Origin of the sequence: Mycobacterium sp. 1245852.3, from assembly GCF_001669335.1 — a bacterium.
GTDB classification, from domain to species: Bacteria; Actinomycetota; Actinomycetes; order Mycobacteriales; family Mycobacteriaceae; genus Mycobacterium; species Mycobacterium europaeum_A.
Genome location: NZ_LZLL01000626.1, coordinates 18664 through 29162 on the forward strand (window position 1 = coordinate 18664; position 10499 = coordinate 29162).

Genomic DNA, 10499 nt, shown 5'->3' on the forward strand with positions numbered 1-10499 from the left:
AGCTCGGATTGGTCGGTTCCTCAGCGGGCCGTTGCCCGGCCCGCATCGTCACCGACCGAAGTGATCTGATCGGCGAGCGCCCGCAGCGCCTCCAAGTCCGAAACATCGAACGGCAGCGACGGAACCCCGATCACCGGCACGTGCGGGTTGGCCCCGGTGAACCGCGACAGCAGCCTGATCTCCCGCTTGGCGGTCTGCGCACGGTCGGCGTGAATCTTCAACACCGCCGACGCCAGCGACGCGGACTCGGAATCGCCGTCCTGGTCCAGCATTTCGCTGCCATCGATTGCCCGCTCGGCCGGCAGCGAGCACAACGGCGGATGGGTGCGGTTCAACACCAGCCCGGCGAGCGGCATCCCTTCCTGCGACAGGCGGTCGACAAAGAACGCCGCCTCGCGCAGCGCGTCGGGCTCGGCCGCCGACACCACGACGAACTGCGTCCCGCGCCGCTTCAGCAGCGCGTAGGTGCGATCGGCCTTCTCGCGGAAGCCGCCGAACGTGGCGTCCAGCGACTGCACGAACGCCGCGGCGTCGCCGAGCATCTGCGAACCCAGGATCGTCGACATCGCCTTCATGGCCAAACCCATTGCGCCGGTGACCAACCGCCCGATGCCGCGGCCCGGCGCCAGCAGCAGCCGCCACAGCCGGCTGTCCATGAAGCTGCCCAGTCGTTTGGGCGCGTCCAGGAAGTCCAGGGCGTTGCGCGACGGCGGCGTATCTACGACCACCAAATCCCAGCGATCCTCGGCCAGCAACTGGCCCAGCTTCTCCATCGCCATGTACTCCTGCGTGCCGGCAAGCGAACTGGCGACGGTCTGATAAAACTGGTTGTCCAGAATCGCCTGCGCGCGACCGGGTCCCGAGTACTGGACCACCATCTCGTCGAAGGTACGGCGCATGTCGAGCATCATCGCGTGCAGCTCGCCGGGAACCTCCGCCGCCAGCGGGACGCGTTGCGGCGTGTTGCCGAGGTCGCTGACCCCCAGCGCCTGGGCCAGCCGCCTGGCCGGATCGATCGTCAAAACGCAGACGTTGCGCCCGTATTCGGCGGCGCGCAGCGCGATCGCGGCCGCTGTGGTGGTCTTGCCCACCCCGCCGGCGCCGCAGCACACCACCACACGGTTGGTGGTGTCGGCCAGGATGGCGGCCATGTCAAGCTGTTTGGGCGTGGTGCTCATCGAACCCCCTGCTGCGCAAGTGATTCCGACAGCTCGTAGAGGCTACCGAGGTCGACCCCGTCGGAGATGGCCGGTAGTTCCAGTCGCGCCACCTTCAGCGCCTCGAGCTGTTGTGCGATCTCGGCGCGGGTCGCGACGACCGTCGCGTGCTCGATGGTCTCGGTCAGCAGACCGGCGAAGTCCTTGTCGTTCAAGCTGATTCCGGACTTTTCCAATCCGGCCCGCACCGAGTCCGCATCAACGTCACCCTCGGCGGCCTTCGCCAGGTCGGCAGGCTGCAGATAAGACGGAATGTTGCGGTTCACGATCACGCTGCCGATCGGCAGCTGCATCTCGGCGAGCTCCTCGATGGCTTCCAGCGTTTCCTGGACCGGCAACGCCTCCAACAGGGTGACTAAGTGAATGGCCGTCTGCTCGGAGTGCAGCAACCTCACCACGCCGTCGGCCTGCGAATGCACCGGGCCGCCCTTGGCCAGATCGGACACGGCTTTGGTGACGTCCAGGAAACGCGCGATCCGTCCGGTCGGCGGGGCGTCGACCACGATCGCGTCATAAACCGGCAGCCGGTTCTTGTCGACGCGGATCACCGTCTCCTTGATCTTGCCGGTCAGCAGCACGTCACGCAGGCCGGGCGCGATCGTCGTCGCGAACTCGATCGCGCCGATGCGGCGCATCGCGCGACCCGCAATGCCCAGGTTGTAGAACATGTCGAGGTATTCCAGGAAGGCGGCCTCGATGTCGATCGCCAGGGCGTTGACCTGACCGCCGCGTTCGGCGGTCGCGATCTTCACTTCTTGGTATGGCAGCGGCGGGACGTCGAAGAGTTGCGCAATCCCTTGGCGGCCTTCGACTTCCACGAGCAAAACCTTGCGGCCCCCGGCGGCCAGCGTCAGTGCCAGCGCCGCCGCGATGGTCGACTTGCCCGTACCGCCTTTGCCGGTCACGAAATGTAAACGGGCCTTCGTCAAGCGCGCAGGCCAGCCGACGGCAGCTCCGCCGCTCGATGTGGTTGCCACCTTCGCATGCTAGCCCGACCCGATAAGCTCGCGGCATGAGCCAACCGACCGCATGGGAGTACGTCACGGTCCCCCTGCTGACGCATGCCACCAAACAGATCCTCGACCAGTGGGGTGCCGACGGCTGGGAGTTGGTGTCCGTGCTGCAAGGGCCGACCGGCGAGCAGCACGTCGCGTACCTGAAGCGCCCCAAGTAAGGCCTTTCTCGATGAGCGCTCAGCCTTCCTGGAAGGCCCGGCTCGGGGAGCTCGGCCTCGAGCTTCCGGAGGTGGTCGCGCCGCTGGCCGCCTACGTCCCGGCGGTGCGCACCGGCAACCTGATCTACACCTCCGGCCAGTTGCCGATGCAGACCGGAAAGCTGTTGGGAACCGGCAAGGTCGGCGCCGACGTCAGCCCCGACGAGGGCAAGGCGCTGGCGCGGATCTGCGCGCTCAATGCGCTGGCGGCCGTCAACTCGCTGGTGGGCATCGACGCGGTGACCCGGGTGGTGAAAGTCGTCGGGTTCGTGGCGTCGGCCCCGGGGTTCAACGGCCAGCCCGGCGTCATCAACGGGGCCTCCGAACTGCTCGGCGAGGTGTTCGGCGAGCATGGCGCGCACGCGCGGTCGGCGGTCGGCGTCTCCGAGCTGCCACTGGATGCGCCGGTGGAAGTGGAGCTGATCGTCGAGGTCGGCTGACGCCCGTGACCGAGGCCGCCGAGTCGCTGACCCACCCCGCGTACGCCAAGCTGCGGGCGGTCACCGACACCGCGTCGGTCCTGTTGGCCGACAACCCCGGTCTGCTGACGCTCGAGGGCACCAACACCTGGGTGTTGCGCGGCCCGCGCAGCGACGAACTGGTCATCGTGGATCCCGGGCCCGACGACGACGACCACATCGCGCGGGTCGCCGCGCTGGGCCGTATCGCCCTGGTCCTGATCAGCCACCGGCACAGCGATCACACCGACGGCATCGACAAGCTGGTCGAGCTGACCGGCGCGACCGTGCGCTCGGCAGGGAGCGGTTTTCTGCGCGGCCTGGGCGGCGAGCTGACCGACGGCGAGGTGATCGACGCCGCCGGCCTCAAGATCAAGGTCATGGCGACGCCCGGCCACACCGCCGATTCGCTGTCGTTCCTGCTCGACGATGCCGTGCTGACCGCCGATACCGTGCTGGGCCGCGGGACCGCCGTTCTCGACAAGGAGGACGGCAGCCTGACGGACTACCTGGAATCCCTGCGGCGCCTGCGCGGGCTGGGCCGACGGGGAGTACTGCCCGGACACGGCCCCGAGCTGACCGACCTGGCGAGCGTCGCCGAGGGCTATCTTGCGCACCGGCGGGAGCGCCTCGATCAGGTGCGTTCTGCGTTGCGGGAGCTGGGGGAGGACGCCAGCGCCCGCCGCATCGTCGAACACGTCTATGTCGATGTCGACGAGAAGCTCTGGGATGCCGCCGAATGGTCGGTGCAGGTGCAGCTCAATTTCCTGCGCGCCGAGTCGTCGGCGTAGGGCGTCCCCGCCAGTCACTACCGCCGCATCGGTTCCGGCTCTGGGAGCGCACAGTTTTTCTGAAATGCGATAGCGCCGGCGCTAACACGTTGTGAAGTAACCGCATGGTGCCCAGACGGTGCCCATGGGGCTGGTGAGGCGGGGAACGGTGAAGCGCCGCACGGATTAGCGGGCTCGGCGCGCGAGCCGTTCGGAGTCCGAGATCAGCACGCTCTTGCCCTCCAGGCGGATCCAGCCGCGGTGGGCGAAGTCGGCCAGCGCCTTGTTCACCGTCTCGCGGGACGCCCCCACCAGCTGCGCGATCTCTTCCTGCGTCAGGTCGTGGGTGACCCGCATCGCGCCACCCTCCTGGGTGCCAAACCGCTGGGCGAGCTGCAGCAGTTGCTTGGCCACCCGGCCGGGCACGTCGGTGAAGATGAGGTCAGCCAGGTTGTTGTTGGTGCGGCGCAGGCGTCGGGCCAGCACCCGCAGCAGCTGTTCGGCGATCTCGGGGCGGTCGGCGATCCACGCCCGCAGCGCGTCACGGTCCATCGACACCGCCCGCACCTCGGTGATGGTGGTGGCGCTGGACGTTCGAGGCCCCGGATCGAAGATCGACAATTCGCCGAACATGTCCGACGGGCCCATGATCGTCAGCAGGTTCTCGCGTCCATCGGGGGAACGGCGACCGATCTTCACCTTCCCCGAGACGATGATGTACAGCCGATCACCGGGTTCCCCCTCGGCGAAGACCGTGTGTCCGCGGGGGAAGTCGACGGGTTGCAGCTGCTTGGTCAGTGCTGTGACTGCGCCGGGTTCAACCCCTTGGAAGATTCCTGCCCTTGCCAGGATCTCGTCCACGTTGCCTCTTCAACTTTCCCAGAAAATTAATGTGATACGGGCAGGCTAACCCCTTGCTCGCGTGACGAGTCTAGAGGTACGCCGTTGTGTCCAACGTGCCAACGCTACACACGATTGGCGTGTCGAGGTGCCCTAAACTGCGGATTGACGTGCGAATGGCCGTGTATCCGCGTCGGTAATGTAATCTCGTCGCGGTCGACGAAGCCGACGGCGAACGACGGCGCGGCGTGACGCGGGCCGCCGGTGCGCCCGCTCGTCGGGGCCGTGGGCAGCTGCGCGAGCTCGCGCCGATGCAGGTATTCCAACGCCTCCGGCATGCCTTCGGACGCCAGCGTGTGCATGTCCACTCCGCCGGCAAGCTCGAGGAATTCGTCGACGTCGGCCACCGCCGTGGCGTGGGGGGCGAGCTCCGATTCGAGCCGCCCAAGACCCAGCGCCGCCAGCATCAGCAGCACCGGAACGCCGGCCACCAGCAACCACGACACACGAAGAGTAAACATGGCCTTGAATCAACACGGGGTCTCGGCCAGATCACGAAATCAGTACTCTGTCGTAGGTGACAGCGGCGAAGTCGTCCGGGCGTTCGAAATCGGCTCCGGCCCCGTCCGGCGCCGCCGATGCGCGACGGTGGTCGCAGGAAACCCGGGTGGGCCTGGTGCGAAGGGCGCGGCGGATGAATCGTGCTCTGGCGCAAGCGTTTCCGGATGCGCACTGCGAGCTGGATTTCACGACGCCGCTGGAGCTGACCGTCGCCACCATCCTGTCGGCGCAGAGCACGGACAAGCGGGTCAACCTGACCACTCCGGCGCTGTTCAAGCGGTACCGCTCGGCGCTGGACTACGCGCAAGCCGACCGTGCCGAACTGGAGAACCTGATCCGCCCGACCGGTTTCTTTCGCAACAAGGCCTCCTCGTTGATCGGTTTGGGGCAGGCCCTGGTCGAACGCTTCGACGGCGAGGTGCCGTCGACCATGGCGGAACTGGTCACGCTGCCGGGGGTGGGACGCAAGACCGCCAACGTCATCCTGGGCAACGCCTTCGGGATCCCCGGCATCACCGTCGACACCCATTTCGCGCGGCTGGTGCACAGGTGGCGCTGGACCGCCGACAAGGACCCGGTCAAAATCGAGCACGCCGTGGGCGAGCTCATCGAACGCGGTGAGTGGACCATGCTGAGCCACCGGGTGATCTTTCACGGCCGCCGGGTGTGTCACGCGCGCAAACCGGCGTGCGGCGTCTGCCTGATCGCCAAAGACTGCCCGTCCTTCGGCCTGGGGCCCACCGAGGCGGCGCTGGCCGCGCCGCTGGTGAAGGGGCCGGAAACCGAGCACCTGCTCGCCCTGGCCGGGCTGTAAGCCGGTCCGCGACCTACGCGCAGGGACGCAATGCCTACCTGGAGGCCGACGCTGACCCGCAGGGCCCGCTGGCACATCGCGATCCTGGCGGTGGTGGTGGCGCTGATCGCGGCGCTGGTCGCCCAGCTGCGCGACGACTCCGACAGGACTGCCACGCCCGCGGGCAACCGGCCGGTGGCCGACCGGGAACACCGCGACGCCGATACGCCCGCCGCGTTGGCGGGGCCGCGGCAGCGCGCCAACCTGTCGCCGTGCCCCGGCGCCGGAAACGGTCCCGGCCCCGAGGCGCTGCGCGGTGTGACGGCGGAGTGCGCCGCCGACGGCTCGGTTGTCGACGTCGGCCGCGCGGTGGCCGGACGCCGGGTGGTCCTCAACTTGTGGGCGTATTGGTGCGCGCCGTGCGCCGCCGAACTGCCCGCGATGGCCGAGTATCAACGTCGGGCCGGTTCGGACGTGACGGTGGTGACGGTGCATCAAGACGAGAACGAGACGGCCGCCCTGCTGCGGCTGGCCGAGCTCGGGGTGCGCCTGCCGACCCTGCAGGACGGTCGTCGCCGGGTCGCGGCCGCGCTGCGGGTGGTTAATGTGATGCCCGCGACGGTGGTCCTGCGGCCGGACGGTAGCGTTGCCCAGACGCTGCCACGAGCTTTCACCACTGCCGATGAGATCGCGGCCGCGATCGGCAAAGACAGGGGATAAGCGGAAAAATTGAACCGACTGGAGGGGCCGTGAGTGCTGGGGGTTCGCCCCTGCGGAATGGGGACCCCGCCCCGGCGCGCGGGGCCGTTCCGTTGCGGCCTGACGCCTGCCCGTCCTGGCTGCGTCCGCTGCTCGACCATGTCGATGACGTTCCCGATGCGGCCCGGCGCCGACTGCCGGCCGATGTGCTGGCGATGATCACCAGCAAGGCCGCGTCCGCGGTGACGGCCCTGCGCGGCGGCGGCCGGGAAGCCGCAGTGCTGGTGTTGTTCTCCGGTTCGGAATCCGGCCCGCCCGATGGTGGTTTCCCCGACGACGCCGACCTGCTGGTTACCGTGCGGGCCTCGACCCTGCGCCACCACGCCGGCCAGGCGGCGTTTCCCGGCGGCGCCTCCGATCCCACCGACGACGGCCCGGTGGACACCGCGCTGCGCGAGGCCCGCGAGGAAACGGGGATCGACGTCAGCCGGCTCTATCCCCTGGCGACGATGGAGAAGATGTTCATCGCGCCGTCGCAGTTCCACGTCGTCCCGGTGCTGGCCTATTCGCCGGATCCCGGTCCGGTGGCCGTCGTCAACGAGGCCGAAACGGCGATCGTGGCGCGAGTTCCGTTGCGCGCCTTCGTCAACCCGGAAAACCGGCTGATGGTGTACCGCGGCGATCTCGGCCGCCGGTGGGCCGGCCCGGCGTTTCTGCTCAACGAGATGCTGGTCTGGGGATTCACTGGCCAGGTGATTTCTGCGCTGCTCGACGTCGCGGGCTGGGCCCAGCCGTGGGACACCACCGACGAGCGGGAGTTGGACGCCGCGATGGCGTTGGTCGGCGAGGGGGGCGGGTCGCGGTGAATTCGATGACCCCGTCGCAGTGGCTGGATGTCGCCGTGCTGGCGGTTGCGTTCATCGCGGCGGTCTCGGGCTGGCGGTCGGGCGCGTTGGGCTCGTTGCTGTCATTCGTGGGGGTGTTGCTGGGCGCCATCGCGGGGGTGCTGCTGGCGCCGCATCTGGTCAGCCACATCGCCGCCCCGCGCGCGAAATTGTTTGCCGCACTGTTCTTGATCCTCGCGCTGGTGGTCATCGGTGAGGTCGCCGGTGTGGTGCTGGGACGCGCCGTCCGGGGTGCGATCCGCAGCCGTTCCATCCGGACGGTCGACTCGGTCATCGGGGTGGCGGTCCAACTGGTCGTGGTGTTGACCGCGGCGTGGTTGCTGGCCACGCCGTTGACCCAGTCCAAGGACCAGCCGGAACTGGCCGCGGCGGTCCGCGGCTCGCGAGTGTTGGCTCAGGTCAACGACGTAGCGCCGCCCTGGCTCAAGACGGTGCCCAAGCGGCTTTCGGCGCTGCTGAACACCTCCGGTCTGCCCGCGGTGCTGGAGCCGTTCAGCCGCACCCCCGTCATCCCGGTCGCCTCGCCCGATCCCGAGCTGGCCGGCAACCCGGTGGTGCAGGCCACCGCGCCCAGCGTGGTCAAGGTGCGCAGCCTGGCCCCCAGCTGCCAGAAAGTGTTGGAGGGCAGTGGTTTTGTCATCGCGCCCGACCGGGTGATGACCAACGCGCACGTGGTGGCCGGTTCCAACAGCGTTCAGATCTACGCCAGCGGCAATCCGCTGGACGCCACGGTGGTGTCCTACGATCCGGCGGTCGACATCGCGATCCTGTCCGTTCCCAACCTGCCCCCGCCGCCGTTGACTTTCGCCCAGGGCGACGCGAAGACCGGCGCCAGCGTCGTGGTCCTGGGGTATCCCGGTGGTGGGAACTTCACCGCGACCCCGGCCCGGATCCGCGAGCTGATCAAGCTCAGCGGTCCCGACATCTACCGCGATCCGGCGCCGGTCACCCGTGACGTCTACACGATCAGAGCCAGTGTGGAGCAAGGTAATTCGGGTGGGCCGCTGATCGATCTCGACGGGCATGTGCTCGGGGTGGTGTTCGGCGCGGCGGTCGACGACCCCGACACCGGCTTCGTGCTTACCGCCGACGAGGTGGCCAGTCAGCTTGCCCGGGTCGGCGATACCCAGCTGGTGGGCACCGGGTCCTGCGTCGGCTGAGCCACCGCGCTCACCTCGCCCGGGTCGGGTGCACCTGTTCGAGGAACTTCGTCAGGTGCCTGTTGATTTCCTCGGGCGCCTCTTCGTGGCTGAAATGCCCTGCGCCGGAGATGGATACGTAGCGTCCCTGAGATGCGTAGCGCTGCGTTCGGTCGACCGGGTCGGCCAGCACGTAGGGATCGGCGTCGCCGCGCAGGTGTAACAGCGGAACGCTGAGCTGCTGGCTCATCGATCTCATGAAGCGCCGGCCCTCGTCGCGCAGCTGGCTGCGGACGGCCCAGCGCTGATATTCCAGTGCGCTGTGCGCGGCCCCCGGGATCTGGATGGCCGTGCGCAGGTGGCCGATTGTTCCGGAAAAGTCTTCGGAGGCAAGCCATTTGGCGCAGCTGCGGCTGCGGACCAGGCGCTCGATTTCGGCGGCGTCGTCGCGGGTCAACAGGCGCTCGGGCCACAACGGTATCTGGTATTGCAGCAGCGTCGGCAACAGCGCGTAACCCTGGTCGCGTCGCGTCAACGTCGATCGCCGCAACGCCGCCGGGTGCGGCGAACTGATCAGCGCGATCGCCGACACCAGCCGCGGATGCAGCAGGGCGGTGGCCCAGCAGCCCAGCCCGCCGTCGGCGTGGCCCACCAAAGTCGCCGAGGAGTGGCCCAGCGCCCGGATGAGTCCGGCCGCGTCGCCGGCCATCGTCCAGCCGTCGTAGCCGCGGGGCGGCTTATCGCTGCCCCCATAACCCCGCAGGTCGACGGCCACCACCCGCGCCCCGCGCAGCCCGCGCAGCTGATGACGCCACGACCACCAGAACGATCCGAAACCGTGCAGCAGCATCACCAGCGGGCGCGACGTCGCCGGCCGGGCGTCGGCATCGCCTGAGGCCTCGACGACGTGGAAGCGGATGCCGTTGGCGTGCACATCGTGATGGCGCCACGGCCCGTCGATGCGGGTTACCGACGGATCGGGCGGCGCCATCTACCAACCCGATGGATCGGCGGCGGCGCCGTTTGCGGGCTTCGCGTGCTTGCCTTGCGACTCGGGGAGCTGCCGGGCACCGCCGGGGGCCTTGTCGTGGCCCGGGGTGAGCGCGGTGCGCGTCTCCTTGACCGATTCGATCGTCTGGCGCGGTCCGCGGATCCGGCGGACCTTGAGGAAGCCCAGCAGCGCCAACAGGGCGCCGACCACCACCATCACGCCGAACACGATGAGGTACGCCGCCCAGCGCCACAGCCAGGTGTCGAGCAGCTCGGCGATGAAGAAGAAGAAAAAGAAGGTGGAGTAGAACAGCACCACCAGCGCGGCGATGAAGAAGACGCTCCCGGTCAGCCCCTTTTTGACGTCCCGGGTAATTTCGGCGCGCGCCAGTTCGACTTCGGCGCGCACCAGAGTGGACACCTGGGTGGTGGCGTCTTTGATCAGGTCACCGATCGACGGCTCGGCGGATTTGGCATGCGGGTCGGTCAACGGAATGGTGGTCAGGGTGCTGGGCACACCGTTCTTGCCATCGGCTTTGCTCACAGACGGTCCTCTTTCGTCGTTGCCCGGCTCGCTGTCGTCGCGGTTCATGTTGCCATGCGGTGCCTGGACAGGAGAAGCCAGACGAGGCCGGCCGGGCACTGCGGCGCGGGGTTCGAGAGTGCCGAGGCCAGTTCGCTTCGCACAGAAGGCGGTCGGCGACGCCGCGCGGGCGACGCGCTTTGCAAAGCGACCATCACATGGTTGCCGATTAGACTCGGCCAAGCCGGTCGCGATGTCCGGCCGACCGATGGGAGTGGGGCCGTGCGGAGGGCGCACCGATGCTTCTTACTGGCGATGGTCGCCCTGCTCGCGGCTGTGCTGGGTTCGCCTGTCCGCGCCGCCGCCGCTGACGTCCGGATTCCGATCGGCG

General features: G+C 68.5%; 13 protein-coding genes. 7 read left to right on the forward strand and 6 right to left on the reverse strand.

Annotated features, from left to right (window positions below):
- Positions 1-20: 20 nt before the first annotated feature.
- Together A9W96_RS29170 and A9W96_RS29175 are read right to left on the reverse strand one after the other, a co-directional pair.
- On the reverse strand, positions 21-1178 hold the full coding sequence (locus tag A9W96_RS29170) for an ArsA family ATPase (RefSeq protein WP_066867657.1): 1158 nt from the start codon (positions 1176-1178) through the stop codon (positions 21-23).
- Positions 1175-2194, reverse strand: a complete 1020-nt coding sequence (locus A9W96_RS29175; protein WP_066867654.1) for an ArsA-related P-loop ATPase — start codon at positions 2192-2194, stop codon at positions 1175-1177. Before A9W96_RS29175 ends, A9W96_RS29170 begins: the two co-directional genes overlap by 4 nt.
- Before the next feature lie 35 nt (positions 2195-2229).
- On the opposite strand from A9W96_RS29175, the gene A9W96_RS31930 reads away from it, so the two are divergent.
- From A9W96_RS31930 to A9W96_RS29185, 3 genes are read left to right on the forward strand one after another with little or no spacing between them, the layout of a single operon-like run.
- Positions 2230-2391 (forward strand): DUF4177 domain-containing protein, encoded by a 162-nt coding sequence (locus A9W96_RS31930; protein WP_007772224.1) that lies wholly within the window; start codon positions 2230-2232, stop codon positions 2389-2391.
- A gap of 11 nt (positions 2392-2402) precedes the next feature.
- Entirely contained in the window at positions 2403-2870 is a 468-nt protein-coding gene (locus tag A9W96_RS29180) for a RidA family protein (RefSeq protein WP_067144635.1), read from the forward strand.
- Between the two features lie 5 nt (positions 2871-2875).
- Positions 2876-3679: an MBL fold metallo-hydrolase gene (locus A9W96_RS29185; protein WP_067021855.1), complete on the forward strand. Its 804-nt coding sequence runs from the start codon at positions 2876-2878 to the stop codon at positions 3677-3679.
- A 165-nt stretch (positions 3680-3844) separates the two neighbouring features.
- Here the strand turns inward: A9W96_RS29185 and crp are convergent, their stop codons facing one another.
- Entirely contained in the window at positions 3845-4519 is a 675-nt protein-coding gene (gene crp / locus A9W96_RS29190) for a cAMP-activated global transcriptional regulator CRP (protein WP_036465140.1), read from the reverse strand.
- A gap of 104 nt (positions 4520-4623) precedes the next feature.
- Positions 4624-5019: a hypothetical protein gene (locus A9W96_RS29195; RefSeq protein ID WP_231999957.1), complete on the reverse strand. Its 396-nt coding sequence runs from the start codon at positions 5017-5019 to the stop codon at positions 4624-4626.
- 173 nt (positions 5020-5192) lie between these two features.
- On the opposite strand from A9W96_RS29195, the gene nth reads away from it, so the two are divergent.
- The 4 genes from nth to marP are packed head-to-tail and all read left to right on the forward strand — an operon-like array spanning position 5193 to position 8616.
- Complete coding sequence (gene nth / locus A9W96_RS29200) at positions 5193-5873, forward strand: endonuclease III (RefSeq protein WP_066867642.1); 681 nt, start codon at positions 5193-5195, stop codon at positions 5871-5873.
- Positions 5874-5903: 30 nt separating this feature from the next.
- On the forward strand, positions 5904-6572 hold the full coding sequence (locus A9W96_RS29205; RefSeq protein WP_066878092.1) for a TlpA disulfide reductase family protein: 669 nt from the start codon (positions 5904-5906) through the stop codon (positions 6570-6572).
- Between the two features lie 29 nt (positions 6573-6601).
- Complete coding sequence (locus A9W96_RS29210) at positions 6602-7417, forward strand: CoA pyrophosphatase (protein WP_066878091.1); 816 nt, start codon at positions 6602-6604, stop codon at positions 7415-7417.
- A 5-nt stretch (positions 7418-7422) separates the two neighbouring features.
- A complete protein-coding gene (gene marP / locus A9W96_RS29215; RefSeq protein ID WP_066867749.1) occupies positions 7423-8616 on the forward strand; it encodes an acid resistance serine protease MarP in 1194 nt (397 codons plus the stop codon).
- A gap of 10 nt (positions 8617-8626) precedes the next feature.
- Here the strand turns inward: marP and A9W96_RS29220 are convergent, their stop codons facing one another.
- Both A9W96_RS29220 and A9W96_RS29225 read right to left on the reverse strand, forming a co-directional pair.
- On the reverse strand, positions 8627-9586 hold the full coding sequence (locus tag A9W96_RS29220) for an alpha/beta fold hydrolase (RefSeq protein WP_067144639.1): 960 nt from the start codon (positions 9584-9586) through the stop codon (positions 8627-8629).
- Positions 9587-10129 carry a phage holin family protein gene (locus A9W96_RS29225; protein ID WP_066878111.1) on the reverse strand — a complete coding sequence of 181 codons (543 nt, stop codon included), beginning with the start codon at positions 10127-10129 and terminating at the stop codon, positions 9587-9589. It lies immediately after the preceding gene.
- Positions 10130-10499: the final 370 nt, after the last annotated feature.

Bases quoted from the DNA above. Each gene is read 5' to 3' on its own strand.
- nth (WP_066867642.1), top strand. From the start codon at position 5,193: ATGAATCGTGCTCTGGCGCAAGCGTTTCCGGATGCGCACTGCGAGCTG.
- A9W96_RS29205 (WP_066878092.1), top strand. From the start codon at position 5,904: ATGCCTACCTGGAGGCCGACGCTGACCCGCAGGGCCCGCTGGCACATC.
- marP (WP_066867749.1), top strand. From the start codon at position 7,423: ATGACCCCGTCGCAGTGGCTGGATGTCGCCGTGCTGGCGGTTGCGTTC.
- A9W96_RS29220 (WP_067144639.1), bottom strand. From the start codon at position 9,586: ATGGCGCCGCCCGATCCGTCGGTAACCCGCATCGACGGGCCGTGGCGC.
- A9W96_RS31930 (WP_007772224.1), top strand. From the start codon at position 2,230: ATGAGCCAACCGACCGCATGGGAGTACGTCACGGTCCCCCTGCTGACG.
- A9W96_RS29170 (WP_066867657.1), bottom strand. From the start codon at position 1,178: ATGAGCACCACGCCCAAACAGCTTGACATGGCCGCCATCCTGGCCGAC.
- A9W96_RS29180 (WP_067144635.1), top strand. From the start codon at position 2,403: ATGAGCGCTCAGCCTTCCTGGAAGGCCCGGCTCGGGGAGCTCGGCCTC.
- A9W96_RS29195 (WP_231999957.1), bottom strand. From the start codon at position 5,019: ATGTTTACTCTTCGTGTGTCGTGGTTGCTGGTGGCCGGCGTTCCGGTG.